Annotated in this window: 16 protein-coding genes; 6 read left to right on the top strand and 10 right to left on the bottom strand. The window is 36.1% G+C overall.

Annotated features, from left to right (window positions below; all coding sequences use genetic code 11):
- Positions 1 to 6: 6 nt before the first annotated feature.
- Both SAGCYANO_RS48240 and SAGCYANO_RS31240 read right to left on the bottom strand, forming a co-directional pair.
- A complete protein-coding gene (locus SAGCYANO_RS48240; protein ID WP_255502768.1) occupies positions 7 to 141 on the bottom strand; it encodes a hypothetical protein in 135 nt (44 codons plus the stop codon).
- Complete coding sequence (locus SAGCYANO_RS31240; protein ID WP_237396877.1) at positions 138 to 1,373, bottom strand: transposase; 1,236 nt, start codon at positions 1,371 to 1,373, stop codon at positions 138 to 140. The genes SAGCYANO_RS48240 and SAGCYANO_RS31240 overlap by 4 nt, the downstream gene beginning before the upstream one ends.
- A gap of 640 nt (positions 1,374 to 2,013) precedes the next feature.
- Here SAGCYANO_RS31240 and SAGCYANO_RS31235 point away from each other — a divergent pair.
- From SAGCYANO_RS31235 to SAGCYANO_RS31215, 5 genes are all read left to right on the top strand, one after another.
- On the top strand, positions 2,014 to 2,301 hold the full coding sequence (locus SAGCYANO_RS31235) for an HU family DNA-binding protein (RefSeq protein WP_094671573.1): 288 nt from the start codon (positions 2,014 to 2,016) through the stop codon (positions 2,299 to 2,301).
- A 12-nt stretch (positions 2,302 to 2,313) separates the two neighbouring features.
- Positions 2,314 to 3,378: a threonine-phosphate decarboxylase CobD gene (cobD, locus tag SAGCYANO_RS31230; protein ID WP_202223633.1), complete on the top strand. Its 1,065-nt coding sequence runs from the start codon at positions 2,314 to 2,316 to the stop codon at positions 3,376 to 3,378.
- 963 nt (positions 3,379 to 4,341) lie between these two features.
- The gene (locus tag SAGCYANO_RS31225) at positions 4,342 to 5,784 is read left to right on the top strand and encodes an NAD(P)/FAD-dependent oxidoreductase (RefSeq protein ID WP_202223632.1); all 1,443 of its coding nucleotides are present in this window, start codon (positions 4,342 to 4,344) and stop codon (positions 5,782 to 5,784) included.
- 822 nt (positions 5,785 to 6,606) lie between these two features.
- Positions 6,607 to 6,813: a hypothetical protein gene (locus SAGCYANO_RS31220; protein WP_202223631.1), complete on the top strand. Its 207-nt coding sequence runs from the start codon at positions 6,607 to 6,609 to the stop codon at positions 6,811 to 6,813.
- 213 nt (positions 6,814 to 7,026) lie between these two features.
- Positions 7,027 to 7,464: a DoxX family protein gene (locus tag SAGCYANO_RS31215; protein WP_202223630.1), complete on the top strand. Its 438-nt coding sequence runs from the start codon at positions 7,027 to 7,029 to the stop codon at positions 7,462 to 7,464.
- Between the two features lie 521 nt (positions 7,465 to 7,985).
- On the opposite strand, the gene SAGCYANO_RS31210 is transcribed toward SAGCYANO_RS31215, so the two are convergent.
- Positions 7,986 to 8,204 carry a hypothetical protein gene (locus tag SAGCYANO_RS31210; protein WP_202223653.1) on the bottom strand — a complete coding sequence of 73 codons (219 nt, stop codon included), beginning with the start codon at positions 8,202 to 8,204 and terminating at the stop codon, positions 7,986 to 7,988.
- A 57-nt stretch (positions 8,205 to 8,261) separates the two neighbouring features.
- Here SAGCYANO_RS31210 and SAGCYANO_RS31205 point away from each other — a divergent pair, with 57 nt between their 5' ends.
- Positions 8,262 to 9,092 (top strand): metallophosphoesterase, encoded by an 831-nt coding sequence (locus SAGCYANO_RS31205; RefSeq protein ID WP_202223629.1) that lies wholly within the window; start codon positions 8,262 to 8,264, stop codon positions 9,090 to 9,092.
- A gap of 541 nt (positions 9,093 to 9,633) precedes the next feature.
- On the opposite strand, the gene SAGCYANO_RS31200 is transcribed toward SAGCYANO_RS31205, so the two are convergent.
- The 7 genes from SAGCYANO_RS31200 to msrP all read right to left on the bottom strand — a co-directional run bounded on the left by SAGCYANO_RS31200 (position 9,634) and on the right by msrP (position 22,100).
- Positions 9,634 to 11,433 (bottom strand): ABC transporter ATP-binding protein, encoded by a 1,800-nt coding sequence (locus tag SAGCYANO_RS31200; RefSeq protein WP_237396876.1) that lies wholly within the window; start codon positions 11,431 to 11,433, stop codon positions 9,634 to 9,636.
- Positions 11,434 to 12,422: 989 nt separating this feature from the next.
- Positions 12,423 to 13,484, bottom strand: a complete 1,062-nt coding sequence (locus SAGCYANO_RS31195) for a glycosyltransferase family 2 protein (protein ID WP_202223627.1) — start codon at positions 13,482 to 13,484, stop codon at positions 12,423 to 12,425.
- Positions 13,485 to 13,814: 330 nt separating this feature from the next.
- A complete protein-coding gene (locus tag SAGCYANO_RS31190; protein ID WP_202223626.1) occupies positions 13,815 to 15,086 on the bottom strand; it encodes a glycosyltransferase in 1,272 nt (423 codons plus the stop codon).
- An 845-nt stretch (positions 15,087 to 15,931) separates the two neighbouring features.
- Positions 15,932 to 17,092, bottom strand: coding sequence for a glycosyltransferase family protein (locus SAGCYANO_RS31185; RefSeq protein WP_202223625.1), 1,161 nt, complete (start codon positions 17,090 to 17,092; stop codon positions 15,932 to 15,934).
- Positions 17,093 to 18,199: 1,107 nt separating this feature from the next.
- Complete coding sequence (locus tag SAGCYANO_RS31180) at positions 18,200 to 19,438, bottom strand: glycosyltransferase family protein (RefSeq protein WP_202223624.1); 1,239 nt, start codon at positions 19,436 to 19,438, stop codon at positions 18,200 to 18,202.
- Positions 19,439 to 20,224: 786 nt separating this feature from the next.
- A complete protein-coding gene (locus tag SAGCYANO_RS31175) occupies positions 20,225 to 20,419 on the bottom strand; it encodes a heavy-metal-associated domain-containing protein (protein WP_202223623.1) in 195 nt (64 codons plus the stop codon).
- Positions 20,420 to 21,113: 694 nt separating this feature from the next.
- Complete coding sequence (msrP, locus tag SAGCYANO_RS31170) at positions 21,114 to 22,100, bottom strand: protein-methionine-sulfoxide reductase catalytic subunit MsrP (RefSeq protein WP_202223622.1); 987 nt, start codon at positions 22,098 to 22,100, stop codon at positions 21,114 to 21,116.
- Between the last annotated feature and the right edge of the window lie 1,159 nt (positions 22,101 to 23,259).

The following is a 23,259-nucleotide window of genomic DNA, read 5'->3' as shown; positions in this document are numbered from 1 at the left end:
AAAAAACTACAACGTCTTAGTTTTAACTACTATCTCACCAAACCAGACTCCACTCATCTGCTGTACAATACCTACATAATTCCGGCACTCACTAGGTAAAACCTGGTAATGCCAGTCAAAGATGTTTGCTTCTTGCTTCAACCTGGGAGGCCGCCCTCTTCCAGTTCACAAGCGTAAATTTGGGTACAGCCTACCCTATTTTTTTGATTAACTTCCCCATACTGAGATAACACCAATGCCGCATTCAAGTCCCGGTCTATTCTCATTCCACAGTGAGGACAGTTAAAAGTACGGTCCTTTAACTTTAATTCTTGATGAATTTTACCGCAACTATGACAAGTTTTAGAAGATGGAAACCACTGGTCAGCTAGCACTATAGTTCCACCAGAAGCAACGATTTTGGTTGTCAATCGTTCCCTAAATTGATAAAATCCTTGGCGGGCTATAGACGCTGCCAATTTACCATTTTTCATCATACCTTTAACATTTAAACTCTCTAAGCAGACGTGCTTAACTTTACCCACTAAGAGTGTAGTAGTTTTCTCTATGAAATCCCTACGCACGTTAGCAATATGACAATGGTACTTCGCGAGTTTTTTGTAATATTTAATGGCATTTTTTGAAGGTGGTTTACCTTTACCTCCTAGTTGTTTATTCCTATTGCGCCATTGAAACTTAGCAATTTTTAATTGCTCTAGTTTAATAGAGTCTGGGAGACTTACAACTTCGGAGTCCCTCTTTTCTTGGTTTGCTATACTGGCAAATTGTTTGACCCCAACATCTATACCAAAAGTTTCGTATTGTCGCTCATCTAATAGAGGATGAACTGGCAACTGCTCGGCTTCAATACTAAAACTAACAAACCATTTTCCCCCTGTTCTACTAATAGTAAAAGTCTGACTTGCTGTGGAGTAAGGTATTGATTCCCATAATCTAAAAGTTCCTAATGTTGGTATTTTAATTTTTTTACCAGGACTAATAGTTACTTTTCCATTACTGTCATAAACCGTAAAAGATTGTCTGTCTTTTTTCCTTTTCAATTTAGGATATTTACTTATTCCTTCTTTATACCGTTTAAATGCTTCACCTAGATGTTGAAAAGCGCTTTGATAAATGCGAGAGGAATAATCATTTGTCCAGGCATATTCTGGTTGCTTTTTTACATAGTTAGTAAAGACTTTTTTAGCTTCTAAAATGCGTAATGTGTAACTCAAGCTAACTTTCTGACCACGTTTGTTAACTTTGGTCATGGCAGAAGTTCCATTAACCATATTGAGGCCATAGTTGTAAACAAAACGGGCATAACCAGCACACTGAGCCATAAGTGAGCGCTCTTGGTTATTGAGTTTTAATTCAAATTTTTTGGCGTACAATCAAATCACCTCCAAGCTTATTGTCAACTATTTTTTTGGCTAAGTAAAAAAAATCCCCTTTTTTTTTCAGTTCTTGCCGGAAATTGCCATAGATATTGATACTAGCAATCAGCTCCACCAATGGAAATTTTTCATCCTAGATCGGCAGATAGTTAGAGGCAAAAACCTTTTCACCCAGAGTGCTTTCCAGAATGAATTTGAGGCACCACAAAAATAAGAAAATCTGGAAAAAAAGTCCTTTAAGCAATCTACAACAGTTTTTTTGGCCCAAAATATAATTAAAAACTAAAGAAGTCTAGAAATCCACATAAATTAAAGGTTTCACCGTTCCAGATCGCCCAAGCACAGATTAGAATAAACCAGTGAAAGCTAGATTGTATGGGGTTTTCAGCAAAAAGATCCTGATGTTATCCCAAAAACTCATGCTTATGATAGGCAAGAGAAGAGAGGAAAGCATTACCAGTCAACAGGTCTGAGGTTTTGGTAGAAGAAACAAAAGGTTGAAGTTAATCACAAAAAGCCTGATAGTTAAAAACCTATCTATGGTATCCCAAGACCTTGCTTACCTGAACTTTAGATTTACTTGCTGCAAACTAAACCCCGCTAGAACATTCTGTCCAAATCAAAAAGGAGTATTTCAATGAACAAAGGCGAATTAGTTGACGAAATTGCAAAAAAAGCTGATGTCACTAAAAAGCAAGCCGATGCTGTACTTAGTGCAGCCCTAGAAGCTATTATGGAGGCTGTGGCCAGTGGAGATAAAGTTACCCTCGTGGGCTTTGGTTCATTTGAATCAAGAGAACGCAAAGCCAGGGAAGGTCGTAATCCCAAAACAGGTGACAAAATGGAAATACCTGAAACTACAGTGCCTGCTTTTTCTGCGGGTAAATCTTTCAAAGAGTTAGTAGCAGACAAAAACGGTAAATAATCATATCCAGCTTTGACTAAACCAGTACACGGAGGAAATTTAGCTTGGGCAGCCACAATAGCAGGTTGTCCAATATCTGCTATTCTTGATTTTTCTGCCAGTATTAATCCTCTAGGGCCACCAGATTCGGCTATCCATGCCATTCAAAGTCAGATCGGCAAACTCAGAGCTTATCCAGACCCTAGTTATCAGGAGTTAAAGAGAGCGCTGAGTCTAGCACATCCTCCTCTGACTCCAGAGTGGGTTTTACCTGGCAATGGTGCGGCCGAATTATTAACTTGGGCAGCTCTAGATTTGTCAAAGCTGGAGACAACTTATTTGGTAACGCCAGCTTTTGGTGATTATCGACGGGCCCTGCAAACTTTTACCGCTAATGTAGTTGAATGTCCCTTAATCATCGGGCGATCGCAATTACCTCAGTTGGAAATAGGAGCTGATACTAATAAAGGACTACTTCTCAATAATCCTCATAATCCTACGGGAATGTTGATGAAGCCTGAAGCAATTGTCCCTTATTTAGAAAAGTTCGGTTTGGTAGTGGTAGATGAAGCATTTATGGACTTCTTACCACCGCCTCAACTAGAAAGCTTGGTGTCATTGGTGACAGAATTTGATAATTTGGTCATTTTACGCTCTTTGACTAAATTTTACAGTTTACCTGGACTACGCCTTGGTTATGCAATTTCTCATCCTGAACGCCTTCGGAAATGGCAACAGTGGCGAGACCCCTGGCCTGTAAATACTTTAGCTATTGCCGCGGCTCAAGCAGTTTTACAAGACCAAGCATTTCAACGGCTAACTTGGGATTGGTTGGCAGATGCTCGTTCCCAGTTATTCCAAGGATTGGCGGAGTTACCGGGGTTAGAGCCATATCCCGGTGCAGCCAATTTTTTATTAGTTCATTCACAAAAGTCTGTTGACTGGTTACAGACAATATTACTGAAACGGCATAAAATTTTGATTAGAGATTGTTTAAGTTTTCCAGAATTGGGCGATCGCTATTTTCGAGTGGCTGTCCGTACCAAAGAAGAGAATCAAATGTTACTTGATGCTTTAGCAGAAATTTTGAATTGTTGAAGAAGGAAGAAGGAAGAAGAAAGAAGGAAGAAGGAAAAAGTGGATGGGGACTCAAACACCAACCAATTGTCAATACCCTGTAGACAGCTATCCCTGATCAGGAACTCCTGAAACCTTGATGGGAGGGTGGGTAGGATGGGGAGGTGTGGGGAGTGTGGTCCGTAAGAATATTCAAAAAAAGGCGTTGCATAGTGACGAATGATTTGACATTTTTGATGAACATAATTTTGGATTTGAGAATTGCTAGAATGATTAATATTAGGTTTTTTCGAGTCAAATTATCGACTAATTTTTGGCAATAGACATAGGCGTAAAAATCAAAAATAAAATCAATTATTATCCATAAATTATCAATTATTTCTCCCTGTTGCCTGTTGCCTTTCGGAGCTGTTGCCTCTTTTCTGGAGATGTCTAATATCATTCCATAATGTGCAACCCCCAAAAAAACGTCTAATTCAATACACTTTTCTGAGGAAAAAGCCTCTCAAACAACTTACACATAACTTCTCACTAATGTCCGCGTTTTATGTTAAGAAAGATGTTTATAAAGCATAGGTAGACAGAGGGGTATTAAACCCAAAAGAAAAAGATAAAAAATTGAATCGGTATCTGGGACTGGCGGAGATAAAGTGTATGATTTATTGATAATTCAGGAAATCTAAGTTTTGTCTACAGAGCATTCCGTAGGAAAAGTGGGGTTGCTGATTTGAGGTATGAAATTTAACTTTGGGTAAATTTTCAGCAAAAACATTAGTAAAAATTAGACCTATTTCTGACTCTAAAGTCACAGAAAAACTCTTTTCTGACTCCTGACTCCTATAAAATCATACATTTATTCAGCAACGCTGGAAAAGCTAATGGCAATAGCTAGTTGACCAATACACACTAATAACTTGAAATAATAAGAGTGGTAATTTTAAAAATACTGCTCTAATGGCTACTGACTACTGACTAATAATAAATATGCTTGACTACGATGTGGTAATCATAGGTGGGACAATAACAGGAATTTATGCAGCTATTACCGCAGCACAACTGCAAGGTCGTGTGGCACTTGTACAACCTTCCTCTTCAGATTTTAGTAGTACCCAAGGATTTCATCACAACAAAATTATTGGTCAAATAGGAAATTTTGTTGAGCAGATAGACCGCAAACAATTGTTTGGAATTTATCAAGGTAATGATGATTCTGGGGATATTTGGGTTAAGTTTGAAGAGGCAAAAAAGTATGCTGATTATGTGGTTTCTAATCAATTATCAAAATATGAACCTGCCGTTTTAGCAGCATTAGGAATAGATGTAATTTTTGGTGAGGGTAAGTTTGTCGATCGCCCTAATTTAGCTTTTGTGGTGAAAGGACGACATTTGCGCTCTCGCACATATTTATTAGCTACAGCATCCCAACCTATAATACCAACTATTCCAGGATTAGCTACTACCAAGTTTATTACTCCTCAAGAAATTAAACAACTCTCAAAACTTCCTCAAAGTTTAGTAGTTATTGGTGGAGACCCTAGTGGAGTAGAAATAGCGCAGAGTTTTTCTCGGTTGGGAACTAAAGTTACTATGGTAGTGAAAAGTTCTCATATTTTAGGTAAGGAAGATTCAGAAGCAGCATTTTTAGTTCAAGCTCAGTTAGAAGCAGAAGGTATCAGAATTTTAACTAAAACTGAAGTATCTCAAGCTAGAGAAATTGATGATAAAAAATGGATTTTAGTTGGGAATGAAGGTATAGAAACAGATGAGATTATATTAGCAGCAGGGAATAAACCAGAATTTAAAAGTTTGAATTTAGAAGCGGTAGGTGTGAGGTTTAATAATAGTAATTTATTGTTAAATCAAAAGTTACAAACTACTAATTCTCGCATTTATGCTTGTGGAGATTTAGTGGGTGGTTATTCATTTTCTCAAATTGCTAATTATGAGGCTAAAATTGCCTTGAAAAATATTCTTTATTTCCCGATTTTTAAGGTCAATTATTATGGGATTCCTTGGGCAATATTTTCCGATCCACAATTAGCAAGAGTTGGTTTAACCGAAGCTCAAGCGAGACGACGTTATGGAGAAAATATATTAGTTTGTCGGCAATATTTTAAAAGTATTGACCGGACTCAAATTTTAGATAAAACAACAGGATTTTGTAAAATTATTGGTCATCGCAATGGCAAAATTTTAGGTGTTTCTGTAGTGGGAATAGAAGCAAGTGAAATAGTTCACATTATGGCATTAGCTATTCGTCAAGGGATAAAAATGGAAGCGATCGCTGAATTACCTCATATTTGGCCTACTGTATCAGAAATTAATGCTCAAACAGCAGCAGCATGGTTAAGGCAAAAAAGAGAGGGTAATCAAATAGTTAAAGATTTCCTAGAAAATTTATTTCATTGGCGACGTTCTTTTTTTTAAAGGAAAGGAAATTAGAAGTCAGAAGTCAGAAGTCATTTCAGTTATCAGTTATCAGTTATCAGTTATCAGTTATCAGTTAGCCTCCTCCGGAGGAACTGCGTTAACAGTACCTTTGCAATAAGGAGGCTTGACATAAAATATTATCTTTTTTTATCCCCTTTTATCCCCTTAAAAGGGGAGACTTGAGACCAAAGTTTTTCGGTCAGGAGAGTGGGAATTATCTAGAAATATTCTGGCATTTTATCTCTACATTGAGTGAAAGTATAGAGTGTGACAACTGTATAAACGGATTTAATATAACTACCTTTTTTGAATTTGGTATGAGAAGTAAATTAGAAGGGAGAGAGATTTTTTTCAAGGATAAATGTCAAAGTTAGGAATAATACAAAAGAGGCGATAGAACAATGAGGTAATTATTAACCCACATTCCGCACCACAAAATGTAGCAACCGAAGAAGGAGTCAGGAGACAGCTATACTGGAGACAGAATTTTAGAAGAAAATTATAGCTGCCGTGATTGAGTCATAATCAGAGCAAGTATTTATGCGTAAATTTTTTACTAGGAATTTGATGAACGAAAAAAGTATTGAGATGATTTGCTTATGATAAATACCTACCAAGCTACAGATTTATATACTGCTTTTAATGATACGCTCTTGAAGTGCGGAATGTGGGATTAATTGTTAATTATTAAGCGGTAATAGAGAATTAGGGGTAAAAAAAGGAAAAGCGGGGATTAGGAAAAGAAAGTTTTGATAACCCGAATTAAGCGGATATAATGTTATCTTTTTCTTTATGGGTTTATACCAATTTGAAAAAATAATGTTACGAATAGTAAGAGCGATAAAAAAACTTTACAGGAGATATCCCTTTGACAAAGCGGTGCGACCCCGCGACGACGCCAGCTCGCTTGCGGAACGCGCACCAAGAGAAAAAGATAATTTATACCCTAAAAAAGGTATTAAAGCAATTCCCATACGACTCCTGATTCCTGACTTGCCCTCCCAGGAGGGGTTAGGGGTGGGTTGACTCCTAATAAATACCCTAGCTATTTGTAGCAAACATTTATCAATTTGGTATTAATACCCCACTTTCTACACTATCTACAATTAGTTGGAAATTCAAACCCCATCAACTTCTTCCTTTTTTCTTCTTCCTTCTTCAAAATGATGATAAATTTAGAATTATATATAAGAGCCTAATGCCAATATTTGTAGAGACAAATCTCACAGGAATAACAGAATGAATAACATTGAAACTCCAATTTTTCTTAAACGCAAAGATGTAACTTTAGCCTATACATTATTAAGAATAGTATTTGGAATCAACTTCTTTGTACATGGTTTAGTCCGAATTGGAAATATGGGAGGATTTATCCAATCAATGGCAGATAGATTTCAAGAATTAGTACCAAGTTTTGTGATTATACCATTTGCTGCAATAATTACTCCTGTAGAATTAATTTCTGGGTTCCTAATGATAATTGGTTTGCAAACAAGGAACGCAATTATTGCAGGTTTTCTATTAATGATGCCATTAATGTTTGGAGTTTGTTTACTACAACAGTGGGATACAGCATCATCTCAACTTATTTATTGCCTAGTTTTCTTCATACTTTTAGCAGGTTGTAGTCTGAATACAATCTCTATCGATCAACTTATTCATAATAGAAATTCCTAAAAAATAGAATTCAAGAATTTAGAATTTATAATTTAGAATTTATAATTTAGAATTTATAATTTAGAATTTATAATTTAGAATTTAGAATTACCTCTCCTTGAAAACGGATAGGATTGACGAACAGGAAAATTTTTATTTATTATTCCCTTAAAAGGGGAGGCTTTAAACCACAATATTTCGGTAATTGAAGAAGACAGAAGGGAAAATTACTTATTGATTCAAACTCCAAACAATTTTAAGTACCCCTGTTGACGGTGTAGAGTCAGTCAATTTATTATCACTAGACATCTCCGGAAATTAAACATATAGATCATTTTTTGTGTTTTTTTCATAAATCTTCTTCCCTGTTGCTTGTTGCCTACTTCTGCAAAAAGTCTATTCTTTTTCACCAGATGTCTAATAATAAAAATCAAATCAATTATTTCACAGAAATTATAAATTTTTTCCTCCCACTCACTTTACTGTAGGGACGCCCTTATGCAACGTCCCTACCTACTCCCTATGCGTGGAGGAGATGTCTACTAGAGAAAAATTGTATCCTTTGAAATTTCGTAGAACGGGAGCAAGATGCTCCCACTGCCATACCTAACAAAAATCATGACAATGCACGACCAATAAAAATGCACTGCCACCGAAAAATTCTCCCATCTCCCCCACTCCCCTACTCCACCACTCCCCCACTCCTCCACTACTCCCCTACTCCCCCACTCCCCCACTCCCCCACTCCCCCACTCTCCCACTCCCCACTCCCTTTTGCTATGCTATAAGCGCCTCAGTGTAGTAATAGTTTATGTACCATGCACAGGATATTGACAGGCCAATTGCAGGTAGATTACTTGACCCTGAAAATTACTGGGTTGCCTAACCATTTACAAGGGACAAAACTCGTACACTTGACCGACTTCCATTATGACGGACTGCGACTATCCGAATGGTTGCTTTCTGAAGCGATCGCTATTACCAATGAAGTTGAACCAGATTTAATTTTACTCACAGGTGACTTTATTACAGATGAACCTGCACCTATATATGATTTAGTATTGCGATTGAAATATCTCGAAAGTCGCGCTGGAGTTTATGCTGTACTCGGCAACCACGATGAAGAATATCCGGGCGCCAGGGATAAAGTCATTGATGCTTTTACTCGTATAGACATTCCTATTCTGCTTAACCAAGTCGTCTATCCTCTGGGTTCAGGTTTAGCTTTAGTAGGGTTAGAGGACTATTGGTCTAGTAACTTCAAACCTACTGGAGTCATGGAATCTATAGATGAAGCGGTCCCCCGGATCGTCTTATCCCATAATCCCGATACCGCTAAAGTTTTACAAAAGTGGCGTATTGATCTACAACTTTCTGGTCATACTCACGGGGGGCAGATTAGGTTGCCATTTATCGGACCTATCCCTCAATACCGGGAACCTGTTCGCAGACTAATACCTAAATTTTTACGACCTTTTGTACCATTTATGGATAAGTGTCACAGAATAGTTGAGTATTGGGAATGGTCTCAGGGGTTGCATCAAATTGGAAATAACTATTTATATGTGAACCGTGGTTTAGGAACTTATTTTCCAGGCAGATTATTTTGCCCACCAGAAGTTACAGTAATTACATTGGAAAGTGACTAATATTATGTCCGGATAATTAGACATCTCCAAAAATCAAAAATAAAATCAATTCTCACACTAGATATATCAATTCTTTCTCTTTACTACCTACTGCCTCTTTTCTGGAGATGTCTATTAGGGTTTGCTGAATAAAATCTTTTTGCTTGGGTAGGAGACAGGAGACAGGAAGAACGGGGAATGAGCGAGGAGGTAGGAGTAATATCATGTCCGGTTGAATAATTAGACTTTGGTGGAAGGAAGGCAGAAGGCAGGAGGCAGGAGGCAGAAGGTTTTCTACTATTATCACCTTAATTTTATACACAAACGATGCTACCGGACATAATATAAAAATTGTTGATCGTGATTTTTCAGCTTTTGCTTCCCGAAAATCCTCACTTTTTTAACCTAAGCTACCGAAAAGCTCATACTTTTTAAAGACGTAAAAAGCCTAAAACCAATATAAGTCAATGCTTTGCTATTTAATCAGCAGAGCAATAATTAGTGATAAAAAACCTTCTCCCTTTAAATCTTTCTTTTCCTTCTGCCTTCTGCATTCTTCAAATTAAACTAGATTTGGGATAACATTAATGCTAGTTTGCAATTTATATAAACCTGCATACTTTTCCCCAAGCTCTATTAATTGTTGATGAGTACCTTTTTCCACAATTGTACCTGACTCAATATACAAAATCAGACCAGCAGGTTTGGCAGCTCTCAAATCATGGGTAATTAAAAAAGTGGTGCAATTTTCAGTTAGTCGTGCCAAAGCTTCACTTACTTCCCGCTCATTTTCATTGTCTAAACCTACTGTTGGCTCATCTAATATAACTATTGGTGCTTGTCGCACGATCGCTCTGGCGATCGCTATTCTTTGACGTTGTCCTCCAGATAAGGTTGCACCACGTTCCCCTACAACTGTATCGTAGCCATTGGGTAATTCCATAATAAAATCATGGGCATTTGCCAACTTAGCAGCAGTAATAATATCTGCCTCTGTAGCTTCCAAACAACCATAAGCAATATTATCGCCCACACTAACAGCAAATAATACACTATCTTGCAAAACTATACTAATTTGTTGTCGTAAGGAATCTACTTTATATTCTCGCAAGTCGCGGTCGTCAATTAAAATTCTGCCTTCTAATGGGTCGTATAGTCGTAATAGTAAACTGACCAAGGTGGACTTACCACCACCAGAAGTACCAACTAGAGCAACTTTTTGCCCTGGTTTAACTTCAAAGTTGACATTTTTGAGAATTAAATTTTCATCCTCATAAGCAAAACTGACATTATCAAACCTAACTGCACCTTGGAATGGTGGAGCAGAAATGGCACCCCGCGCATCTTGAATTTTTGGCTCTATTTCTAATAGATCGACAATACGTTCGCCAGAGGCAGTCGCTTTAGCAATTTGTCCTGTATATTTAGCAAGTTGACGCATTGGCTTAAAAGCCATCTTCAAATAAGTGATGAAAACTAATAAGTCTCCTGGTGTCATCTCTCCTTTCTGAATTAGTTGCACTCCACGCCACAACACCAGAGCTGTTGTCAATGCCAATAATATTTCAACGATGCGCTCTTGAGCAGCTTTCAGTTTTTGAGTTTGAACTCCTTCATTTAGACTTTTCTTGTTATGACTGGAAAAATTGCTCCCCAACATTTCCTGAAGTGATAAAGCTTGTACTACTTTAATAGCTCCTATTGCTTCAGCTGCAGTGGCAGCCATCGCACCTTCTCTTTTACGTTGTACTCTTGCCGAGTTTTCGATGCGCTTACCCAAATATAAGGTGGATATCATAAATATGGGCAAAGCTAAAGTAGCAATGAAAGATTTTTGCCAACTTATCCAGAACATTACTCCTAACATTCCAACTAAGGTAAGTAGGTTTGTCAGCAGTGGTACAATTGCGATGACTGTTACTTCGCGCAACCGTTCTATATCATAAGTAACACGGGCTATTAGGTCTCCACTTTTGGCTTTACTGTGAAATGATAGGGAGAGACTTTGTAAATGATGGTAGAGTTGGTTACGGACTTCGGTCATTATATTAGTAGCAGCTAGGGCGCTATTAATTGCACTATAGTAAGCTGCTAATGCTCGCAAACTGGCGATCGCTACTATTGCTAGAGCTAAAACAGTGAGTAGACCCATCGCACCAAAGTCATCAATAATTTTGATTCCTACGGGTTCGACATTGAAGTCAGTCAAGATGATTTTATCAAAGATGAATTTGAGTGGCCAAGGTTCTAGTAAGCGGAAGCAAGTTTCAGCTATTAGTGCGAATAAAGAAGTAGCAATGGTCGATTTTTGTTTGCGAATTTGTGGCCAAAATTTTCTAATAATTTTCCAGCTACCAGACATTATTTTTTTCTGGTTTTTTACAGTCTTACTCATAAGGGAAAAGAGGGAGTGGGGGAGTAGGGGAGTGGGGGAGTGGGGAGTAGGGGAGTGGGGGAGTTAGGGAGTGGGGGAGTGGGGGAGTGGGGGAGTGGGGGAGTGGGGGAGTGGGGAGAAGTAAACATATAGAATAATTAGGGTTTGCGCTCATAAAGCTAAAGGTCAGGATAGCTAATGCTTAAGAGTTTTTTATATTCAATTTATCTCCTAGTTATTAGCTCTTATAGCAGTCGAAGTAAAGGTTAGGACAGGTCAAAAGCTTAAAACTCAGACAACGTAATACTTTTCCTTCTTCCTTCTTCCTTCTTCCTTCTTTCTTCTGCTATATTGGCATCAATTTACTGAAATTTTTTGCTGAAATTCAAGAAAATTTATTCACATAAAATGACCGAAACCGTTGTCTGTTCCCGCCATCTCCGCGTCCCCGCGTCTGGTGCGTCTCCGTTTCCTACCCCCACCAACCAATTTTTTCAGCAAACCCTAATTAATATTAGCTGGGATGCTAATTAGCAAAAAAGTTTTTCGGCTTTATATTTGAGTAGTTCAATTACTAATTATTAGCTGAGAATTAGTAAGCATTTCCTGCGGAATGCTGCGCAAACAGCTATTAGCAGTGAGCTATTAGTAATGAATAATTACTTTAGGGCTTACGCAGATACGCTATATATAGTACTTGTAACTATTGGACAATAGTTACTGGACTCTATACATAGTGTCTTTGCGTAAGTCCTGTACTTATAAGGTGTAGGAAGGTACTTAACTTTTTATTCTTTCTCAATTTCTAAATTGCTTTTACCGAAAAATCGTGGGTATGCGCTTCCCCTTTTAGGAGGATAAAAAAAAAGAGAATTCCGTACTTCAAGCCTCCTTATTGCAGAGGTACTGATAACTGATAACTGATAACTGATAACTGAAATGACCTTCCCCAAAATTAATAGCTTAATAGCTGATAGTTAATAACTGACTGCTGAATGCTTACTTGAATTATTTTTTTTACTTTGAGAATAGCGACTGGTAATAAAACGATTTAATTTTCGTTCTAATGGCAGTAGATTTTTTTCTAACCAAGGATTAGATTGCCCAAAGAAAAAGTTACGAATTAAAGGTTTAAGAAATGCTTGGTGTCGTCGATGACCAAGGCGGTCGTACCGCTTTTTAAAGTATTTATCTTTTAATAGATATTTTTGTTGTTTTTTGCCTGTATTTAAATCGCGACCTAAATCCCATTTATCAACAAAATATTCTAAGCTTGCTAATTCCCATTCATCACTCCAGCGCAGCATAAAAAAGGGAATATCTGAGAATACAAATGGTGGTCCGGGAACGTAAGTTACAACTGAATTTGGTTCGCAATATATCGTTCCTCCTGCTTTTGTTACGGTCAGGCAAAAATCAATATGTTCTCGTGTATTTAGTAAACCTTCATCTATACAGCCAATTTCATCAAATATTGAAGTTTTGACTAACATACAATGAAATTCGGCAAATTCACATTTTTGTCGTTGCAGTTTATCCTGTACATCGGCAACTAAACGATTCACAAAATAATGTTTTTCATGGACTTTGTGCAGGAGTTTATCGCCTTTGATTTGTAATTCTATTCTGGCTTCTCCACCCGCTAAGTGTATTTTTTGGTGTAAATTTTTGCCAATACAAACTAGAGGACAAACAACAGTAGCTTCTGTTTCTGCGGCACATTTAATTATTTTTTCTAACCAACCTGGAGCCACATTTACGTCATTATCTATAAATACTATATATTTAGTTTTTACCTCTTTTAAACCAATATTTCTGGCTTGGTTGGGAGATAAGTAATGCTCGGTTATTATTAACTGAAATCCTTTTTCGGTAGATTGTGTTTCAAGATATTTTTTGATGTTTTTAGGAGAACCGCCATCTACATAAACCAGAGAAAAAGGATACTTAGTATTTTCATAAATGCTTTCTAAAGATTGGCGAGTATAACTAAAACGTTCTCTGGGAGAAACAACAATAGTAACTTCTGGTTTTGTCATGGCTATTTATTAACAAAAAAATGTGGATAAAGTGTTCAAAAAGAGTAATTTAAAGGTAAGCATTAAGCAGTCAGCCATCAGCTTTATAGAATTAAAAGTATGAGTAATAGAATTGCCCACTACTTTATAGGGTTTCTCAGTCTAATAGACATCTCCAATAATAAAAAATAAAATCAATTATCCAGCATAAATCATCAATTATTTCCCCTCCACCGGAGGGGTTAGGGGTGGGTTCCCTACTCCCTACTCCCTTTTTCCCCTCCTGGGAGGGGTTAGGGGTGGGTCCCTACTCCCTCTTTTCTGGAGATGTCTAATGAGGTACAGCCATCTTTAATTTGTCTTCTGTTCCCTGTTCCCTGTTCCCTGTTCCCTAGAGCAATAAAACTTTGTACCTCCAAGACTCGAAAACTGCTGTAAATTTGGTTGTGGCAAAACTTGCTGATAAACTTTTGCCCAATTTTCTTGTTCCACAGCAGGAGCAAGTTGTTCTAGCACTTTTTTCTTTGCAGCTTTTCCTAATTCCTTGATTAACTCAGGCGATCGCGACAATTTTCGCAAAGCTACTGCTAATTCTTCACTTGAACCTGGGTTAACAACTAAACCATCAACACCATCTGTCAAAATTTCACCAATGGCATCAACATTTGTTCCTACTATAGCTCGACTAGCTAACATTGCTTCTAACAAAGCATTGGGACAACCATCATTGAGGGAAGGAATCATAAAAACATCCATCTGGGGTAAATATGCCATTGCCTCAGCACGACTAAGTGTCCCAGTTATAATTATGCGATCGGCAATGCCACTATTTTTGAGTTCTTCTTCCCAATATTCTTGTTCTCGCGCTACGAAATGACCTACTAATAGTAATGTTAATTCAATATTTTCTGCACTAAGTTGGGCACAAGCATCCAGGAGATATTCTAATCCTTTTTTATCCCGAAATCTGCCTACGGAACCGATAACTATTCCTTGGCAATTTTTTTCCAGTTCTGGAGTAGGTAAATTATCAAAGTCTACTGGTTGAATTGAGTTCCAAAAAACGGAAGATTTTGCTTCTAAATTAGGTAGTAAAACTGTTGCACGTTTGAATAGATCGTGACTCACAAAAGTTAGCCAAGATGCCTTTTCTAAAGTCCAACATAATTGGGCGTGTTGTTGGGGGTCAAAAATATGTTTGTGCAGGTCACTACCACGAATACTATTAATTACAGGTCGTTGATTTTCTAGAGCTAATAATGTTGTTAAAAAGCCTGTTTCTTTAATAAAAAAGGAATGAAATAAATCAAAATCAAATTGTTTATGGAGGAGCTGGAGTTGAAAGTATATTTCACTCCGATAATCCATAATCATTATACCAGGTGTATATTGTTCAGTTGTCCGAACTGCTGCTCTGAGACGATGTACTAAAATTCCATCTTGTTCTATTGTTTTACGTTTAGCTCGTTGGATAGTTTTCTTTCTTTTACTGAAATGAAAAACGGCCACATGAACTTCATAATTCAACTCTAATAACATTCGAGCAATTCGATATACTGACTCACCTACTCCTCCCACATCGGGGGGAAATTCTAAGGTGGTTAGGCAAACTTTTTGTTTCATGATTTTTATTTAATTCAGAGGAGGTTTAAATAATTAATAATTAATAATTAATAATTAATAATTAGGGTTTGCTGATTAACTATCAAAGTCTTGATACATAAAGACTTGAGCATTTTTAGGGACGAAAAAAGTGCGCCTGTTTCAGTTGAAAACGCTCAAAAAGCTAGTATTTTGAGCTGACTATGGCAGAAGAATCAAGAGACAATTCGGCGTTGCTGATTCTGGGTATGATTTTGCCCCCCTAGCCCCCCAATTTTGGGGGGAATAAAACTCTAAAAGTCCCCCAAACTTGGGGGATTTAGGGGGCTTGACCAGAACCAAACAATCGCACATTCATACTTCAATTCAGCAACGCCGAAAATTCTTACTCCTACTTCCTCTAAATTTCCATTTCTCCTGACTCCTGACGTAAGCATTCAGCGGTCAGCTATCAGCTATCAGCTATTGCTTTTAGTGAGTGATAAAAGCAATATTTAATTGAGAAACGAAAAATCTTACTACAAAAATCAGCTCCAAAGTCTGTATTGATTTCAACCCCGTCCTTAAGCATAAGGTCTTATTGCTGAAGTCCGCAGTTCCTCCGCAGGAGGCTAGCTGACGGCTAATAGCTGAATGCTTACCTCCTGACTCCTGACTACTCCCCCTGCTAAAAGACTTTTTCAGCAAACCCTAATTAATAATTACTAAGTAAGAAGTTTAAAACTTTAATTATTAATTATATTGAACTGCTATTTAAAAAGCGTTTCCTGATGGAATGCTCCGCAAACAGATATCTAAGTTCTATGCACAAATTTTTAAGCTGATAGCTGATAGCTGATAGCTAATAGCTAATAGCTGATAGCTAATTAAGCAACATATTCTGTTTTTATACATAAATTTTGTAGATATTCTGCTGTTTTTTCCACACCATTAAAATCTAACTTACTAATAGCTGGTTGAAATTGAAGATAATTAACAATTTTGGCAGCAAATTTCTCTGGTTCCAAATCTTCGGAGTGAATCATTTTTACAATTTCCATTTGTTCCAATTTCTGCACCCGCATAGTTTGTTCCTGGTCTCCATTTCCGGTAAAAGCCATCATCATTGCTCGGACACCAGTCATTAAAATATTCATTGTTGTGTTATACCCTGACATACTTATTGATAAATCAGCATTCTCCATATAATTAAGTAAGTTTGGTGTATAACGCTCAATATTAATATTACTTTGACCTGCTGCTAAATCTTGCAGTTTTACCCAAATTTCTTCGGGAATAAAAGGTCCTGTAAACATCTGAATTTTATGAGGTAAAGTCTGTTTTAAAATCGGAGCAGTTTTAACTACACATTCTAGCAATTTATGTCCGAATCTACCCCCACCAACACTAACTAAAATCAATGGCTTTTTATCATTAATTTTAGCCATAGTTTCAACATCAATTTCTGGAACTTTTTGAGCAACATATCCAGTGTAATATACCTGAGATTTTAAGTCATTGACACGAGAAAAAGTTTCTTCTAGGCGAATAAAATTTGGGTCACTATGAACTAGCAACATATCAAAATATTTATTGATTAATTTACACACTTTTTCTTCATGGCGTGCCTGATTTTGCTTTGGTACTACAATATCTCGTAGACTACTTACTACTTTTATTCCTGCTTTATTTGCTTGCTCTATCAGAGGAATTAATTCTGGAGAAAATCTTCTTCTGCCAAAAGGAAATAACTCAATCATTAAGATATCTGCTTGTAGACGTTCTAAGATTTCAAGTAACTGATTTTTACGAGTTTCTAGCACTTCTTCTACATTTTCAAATTGTTCAGGAATCAAAAGTTTCTCAAATTCTGGATCTGTTTTAATTGGAGGAATATTTATCATCTCTACAGTAGGCGGTACTGGAAAATTTTCGATAACTTCACCACCATTAATAAAACAAATCTCAAAATCTTTTTGTAGACCTTTGACAATTTCCATGCTCCGAATTAGATGCCCAATACCTAAAAGGTGTTGGCAGTAAAACATAATTTTTTTCATCTTATAAATAGTTGCTGTAGAATCCTACTATAATCAATCACGAGATTTAGTTTTGCCAGGAAAGAAACCAGCAGATAAATTACTTTCCTCTTAAAAATTAGAACAAACTTACAGGTAAGCATTCAGCTGTCAGCTATTAGCCATCAGCTATTGCTTTTAGTTTTAGATAAAAGCTTTACTAATTTAGGCAGAATTTATACTTAAGGAGCCATGATTGAATAAGTTGTACAAATTTTATCTGGGATAAATTGTGAAATATAGCTTCCATTAAAAAAACTGTTCAAGTTATTTTTACACGACTACTAACTATAAAAGCTGGCGCTCAACAGTCTATATTCATTAAAACCTCATCATGATAGCTGATAGCTGACTGCTAATAGCTGTTAGCTCCGCATTCCGCAGGAAATGCTTACACTTACAGCAGTTTTGGAGTTTATGAGGTACAAAATTTTAGGACTTTAGGCAGTAGGGAGTAGGGAAAAAAAGATTAATTTTAAAACTGTACCTCATTATCCTAAAAGTGCTGTAATTTAATCAACAATTAAATCAATACCTTTAATTCTTTAGTAAGCATTCAGCCGTCAGCCAGCCTCCTATGGTCGGAACTGCGGACTTCAGCTATCAGCTATTGCTTTTATCCTAGACTAAAAGCAATATTTAATTGTCTTACTACAAAAGTTGCCTCCTTTAGCCTTAAAGTCAGTTGTTAATTTAAACACTGTCCTTAAGGAGACATTCTTGTTGCTGAAGTCCGCAGTTCCTCCGGAGGAGGCTAGCTGACAGCTCTTAGCAGTCAGCACTTCCCTGCGGGATGCGTTCGCATTCAGCAAATAATGAATAATTTCTTATAAGCTTAAAGAAGCGTAATTTTACAGTAAGTTTTAATTCTATCCAAATTTCTCAATTACTTTTACCTCCTCCGATCATCAATAGCTGATAGCTAATAGCTGACTGCTGAATGCTTACATATAAGTTCAACAATTCCAGAAATATTAGTAGAAACAATAGGAATTTCCATTGCCATTGCTTCTAGAAAGGATAAAAGTCTCAGAAAGTCGCGGATAAACTTTCAATAGATAACCTATTTTTTGCTTGTTAATAGCCATTTTGCATCAGGAGAATTATAAGCAACGAAATTGTAATTACTAGATTTTTATCAGACAATAAACTGTAACTTAAGTCAAGAATTCTAGGTAGGGCATTCAAGTCTAACTTAAACATATTAGGCTTTTCCTTTCTGATAGTACTTAAATTTTCTAACACTGCTTGACTCAAATTTTCTGGGTTTAATAAGTCTGGATGAATTGCTTTGATTAGACCAACTTTATCCATATATTCAGCACGAATTAATTGCTCTTTAACTGGCTGAATTCGAGGTACAATAACTGCTGGTTTGCCAAAGGATAAAATTTCACAAACAGTATTATATCCACCCATAGAAACAATCGTATCAGCAGCATTCATATAGCTTGTTAATTCATTGGTAAATTCAATAATTTTAACGTGAGAATACTGTTTTACCTTTCGATGTAGTGCTTGCTGTTTTTCCTGTGGCATTTCTGGACCACAAATAATTAAACTCTTTATTTTGTGTGCTTTTGGGAGATGATTTAATCCTGAAATATAATTATCAATTAAATGATAACCATCAGCACCACCCCCTGTAGTTACTAACACAAATTGTTCATCAGGATTAAAATTTAATTCTTGTCGTATTTCATAACGATTTTTTCGTTCTGCTGTGCGACGAATATAACCACAATATTTGACTTTATCTGAAATTGAAGCAGGAAATTTATATTCTTTTGTAATATCAAAAACTTCTTTCATACCCACGACCCAAACTTGGTCATAAAACATTTCAATTCCTGTATAGTATCCCTTTGCTTTCCATTCTGTGGTTGTTTTTTCAGAGGTATCCAGTATATCTCTAAGCAATAGTACGACTTTTGGAGGGTAATCATAATTTTTGATCTGTTCTAAGGTAGCTTTCAATTCTTCTTGCAACCCATAAGGTTTTTTATCTACCAAAATAATGTCTGGTTTAAAATTTATTGTCGTTACTTTAATTAACTCAGAACGTAGTTTAAAAATTTCCTCTGTTTCAGTTTCTAGATATTTAGCTGCAAGTTGACCGCACTCATTCCTACCAATACATGGAAGCTTAATATAATCAAGTCCTTTTGGCATCCGAAAACTATGTACAACTGGCGAACTACATACAAGCAATATTGATAGTTTAGGTATTGCCTCCAGTAAATATCGACAAATTGCTAACATCCTACGAAGGTTTCCCAAACCATAGGTATCATGGGAATAAACCATTATTTTCATAGATACTTGCCTCATTTTTAACACAACTTCACAAATCTATTCTTATACCACTGTAAAAAAAGTATAAGTTGAAAGCGATCAGGTATACAGAATATTGCGATTGAATGTGATATTTACTAATCTCTGTTCCTTCGGTAAAAGTTAAGGTAGTCCCAAATATGTAAGGATATTTAGATACCTCCAGAAAAGAGGGAACAGGGAATAGGGAGAAATTATTAATTATTAATTATTAATTATTAATTATTAATTATTACTTCTCCTTGAAAATAAGAGGTAAGACTCAAAGGAAAATTAATTCATTGTTTCTCCTTTAAAACAGAAGTTTTAAACCTTAATTATTAGGTAAAAATCGGTGTTGGTGAATTTAGCTATGATTTTCGAGCTTAGGGAATAGGGAATAGATAGGGACGTTGCATACAACATCCGTACATATTAGTTCGTTCATGGGTTGTTCGGGAGCAATTAGTGAAAGGGGTATTTATAATTCATATCTTGATTACGGTTCGCCCAAATATCTTAATTCATAGAAAGAATGTTAAGAATAATAAGTGTGATTCAAAGGCAGGTGCAGGAGATATCCCTTTGACAAAAAAAGAGTATTTCCTACCTCAAAACTGGTATTGAAACCATTCATCCTGACTCCTAATAAAGACCATAGTCATTTGTAGCAAACATTTATCACGCTTGTTATTAGGCGACAAGTGCAGCAAAGTCAAATTAAAAATCCTGGGAGTCTTTTCAAAAAAAGTCCCCCAGGTTATCAGTTTGGTTATAACAAAATTTGTTCTATTCAACCGTATGGCCAGCAGCAACGATCGCTTGCTTAATGGACTCCTCAGATGCTTTGGTTTCCACAGTCACAATCTTTTGCTCCAGGTCCACTTGGACATCAGCTTCCGATTCCTGAGTTTTGATTGCTTTCGTAATAGTATCTGCACATCCACCACAAACAATAGATGGAACTTTTAGTTGTATTGCCATATTAAAAATTAGTTAGGTTGACAAATTTTTAATTAGTATAGCGCTCCGCGCTAGGGAATAGGGAACAGGGAATAGGGAATAGCTAGCTTTCAATAATTGATAATTGATAATTGATAATTGATAATTACCTCTCCCTAACAAGGAAGAGGATTGAAGAAAAGGAACATTAATTCATTGTTTCTTCTTTAAAGGAGAGGATTTTTACCTTAATTATTCGGTAAAAGATTTTCAGGATTATTGAAAAATGTCTTAAGCAATTCTTGTAGTGCTATATGTCACGTTTCCATGGATAATTAAGTAGGACTTGCTGATTAAATCTAAAAGCATTGACATATAAAGGTAAATGCCTTTTTGGGGCCTTTAAAAAGTGTAAACTTTTCAGATATTCATGCTCATAAATAGAGCGTATTTTAGGCAAGACTTGGGCAGAAAAATCATTCTTACAATTGTTGCTCCTACCTCCTCGCTCGGGGTTGCACATTATAGAATGATATTGCCAAAAATTAGTTGAGAATTTGACTCGAAAAAACCTAATATTCATCATTATGGCAATTCTCAAATCCAAAATTCTGTTCATCAAAAATGTCAAATCATTCGTCACTGTGCAACACCGAGTTTCCAAATTTCAGATGAGCGATAAAACTATATTTTTATCAACTATATTTTCATCTTTCCCCTACAAAAAATTCTGCTATTAACTATAAAGACTAGCAACATATTCTCCATAACCGTTATAAGGTAAAGTTGGAACTTTTTCCCAAGACCAACTAGCACCTTCACTTAATACTTTCTCAGTTGCTTGTGACCATCGAGGGTGAGGCACATTAGGATTAACATTTGCTTCAAAAGCATATTCATTTGGTACCAAAGTATTCCAAAATGTTGCTGGTCTTGACTCTATAAATTCAATTTTTACAATTGATTTTGCGCCTTTAAAACCATACTTCCAAGGAATAACTTGCCTTAATGGCGCTCCATTCTGTTTAGGTAACGATTTACCATACATTCCTACTGCAAAAAAAGCTAATTCGTTAGCCATTTCATCTATTGTTAAACCTTCCGTATAAGGCCAAGGATAACCATTAGCCCAAAAACCAGGACCTTTAGTAATTTCTGCATCGTAAAAAGAGGTAAAACGAACATATTTAGCTTTTGATGTTGGTTCCACATCTGCCATTAATAATTTCATGGGAAAACCTAACCAAGGTATTACCATTGCCCATGCTTCAACACACCGAAATCGATATATTCTTTCTTCTAGAGGAAATTTTTTCTGTAGTTCATCTATGTCATAAATACGAGGATTTTTTACTAAACCTGTAACTTCAACTTTCCAATTTTCAGTGGGTAAAGCTTGAGCAGCTTGCCAAATAGATTTATTACCACCAAATTCATAGAAATTATTATATTTTGTAGCAAGAGCTTCGCTTGTTATTGGTCGGTCAACTTGAGAAAAGTTAGGATTAATTGTGAATTTACCAGTCATTGGTAATGTTACTGCTTCTGAAGTTAAAGATGTTTTGGAGTTCCGTCCACAACTGGTAAGAGTAGATAACGTAGTAGCACTTAAACCAACACCGATTAAATTTTTCATAAACCGACGACGGTTTAAATAAGTAGTTTCTGGAGTTATTTTTGTTTCAGGAATTTCCCAAGATTTTTTGATCCGGATTAGAGCCATGATTAATTGTTAATTACTATGAGGTTTTAGCTTGAATACTGAAGATTGATGATTTTTTCATCCCTAGTTTATAATATATAGCAGGTTTATTTAATTTGCAGACTTCGCCCTATGAAGTTTGACCACAAATCTGGGTGCATCTCAATTTTGAATAAAGCCAAAAAATTATCGCTTTTAGGCAACAGGCAACAGGCAACAGGGAATAGATAGGAAAAAAGTATTTTTGCAAATACGAGATGCACCCAAAAATATTTTGTTTTAGGGAGTATGGAATAGGTAGGGACGTTGCATAAGGGCGTCCGTACATAATAGAAAAGAATAAAAACAACTGTACCTCAGTAAACGCTATATTTTTAGACTTAAAAATCTGCGGAGGAACTACGTTAACAGTAATTAGTAACGAATAATTACTTTTAAGGTTTAGTCGGGGGACTTTAGCAATAACTTTTATTCTTTCTCAATTTCAAAGGTTGCTTTTACCGAAAAATTATGGTGTAAAGCCTCCCCTTTTAAGGAGATAAAAAAGATAATATTCCTGATGTCAAGCCTCCTTATTACAGAGGTACTGATAACTGAAATTACCTTCCCCAAAATTAATAGCTGATAGCTAATAGCTGACGTCTGGATGCTTACAATTAGACCGCAAAAATTATCAAAAAATTTATATAATTGATTTTTTTAAGAGACTAAACCGATAATAGAATTGCTAAAGTTAGCAAAATTTATGCCTATAGAACTTCATAAGCATTTCTAGCAAAATGCTTTGCAAACAGTAATTAGTAACGAATAATTACTTTTAAGGTTTAGTCGGGGGACTTTTGCAGTAACTTTTATTCTTTCTCAATTTCAAAGGTTGCTTTTACCTTTCCCAAAATTAATAGCTGATAGCTAATAGCTGATGGCTTAATGCTTAAAGCACTTCTGTTTTGTTTATGTAGAAAATATCTGGGAATTTGAAATCAGTGACTTTTACTTTGGCGGAACAAAAATTAACCAAATAATGGGCGTTAAAAGAAAGAATAATATATTTCTTCCAAAACTTTTAGTTGAATCAATTCAAGATATGAAACCAACAATTTTATCTCCCTATTCCCTATTCCCTATTCCCTATTCCCTGACTTCTGCAAGAAGTCTAATGATAATAATTTCATACTTTATC

Origin of the sequence: Okeania sp. KiyG1, assembly GCF_014132355.1 — a bacterium.
GTDB lineage: Bacteria > Cyanobacteriota > Cyanobacteriia > Cyanobacteriales > Microcoleaceae > Okeania.
This window is presented reverse-complemented; position numbering and strand designations above follow the sequence as displayed.

Bases quoted from the DNA above. Each gene is read 5' to 3' on its own strand.
- SAGCYANO_RS31235 (WP_094671573.1), top strand. From the start codon at position 2,014: ATGAACAAAGGCGAATTAGTTGACGAAATTGCAAAAAAAGCTGATGTC.
- SAGCYANO_RS31225 (WP_202223632.1), top strand. From the start codon at position 4,342: ATGCTTGACTACGATGTGGTAATCATAGGTGGGACAATAACAGGAATT.
- SAGCYANO_RS31220 (WP_202223631.1), top strand. From the start codon at position 6,607: ATGTTACGAATAGTAAGAGCGATAAAAAAACTTTACAGGAGATATCCC.
- SAGCYANO_RS31215 (WP_202223630.1), top strand. From the start codon at position 7,027: ATGAATAACATTGAAACTCCAATTTTTCTTAAACGCAAAGATGTAACT.
- SAGCYANO_RS31205 (WP_202223629.1), top strand. From the start codon at position 8,262: ATGCACAGGATATTGACAGGCCAATTGCAGGTAGATTACTTGACCCTG.
- SAGCYANO_RS31200 (WP_237396876.1), bottom strand. From the start codon at position 11,433: ATGTCTGGTAGCTGGAAAATTATTAGAAAATTTTGGCCACAAATTCGC.
- SAGCYANO_RS31195 (WP_202223627.1), bottom strand. From the start codon at position 13,484: ATGACAAAACCAGAAGTTACTATTGTTGTTTCTCCCAGAGAACGTTTT.
- SAGCYANO_RS31190 (WP_202223626.1), bottom strand. From the start codon at position 15,086: ATGAAACAAAAAGTTTGCCTAACCACCTTAGAATTTCCCCCCGATGTG.
- SAGCYANO_RS31185 (WP_202223625.1), bottom strand. From the start codon at position 17,092: ATGTTTTACTGCCAACACCTTTTAGGTATTGGGCATCTAATTCGGAGC.
- SAGCYANO_RS31180 (WP_202223624.1), bottom strand. From the start codon at position 19,438: ATGAAAATAATGGTTTATTCCCATGATACCTATGGTTTGGGAAACCTT.
- SAGCYANO_RS31175 (WP_202223623.1), bottom strand. From the start codon at position 20,419: ATGGCAATACAACTAAAAGTTCCATCTATTGTTTGTGGTGGATGTGCA.
- msrP (WP_202223622.1), bottom strand. From the start codon at position 22,100: ATGGCTCTAATCCGGATCAAAAAATCTTGGGAAATTCCTGAAACAAAA.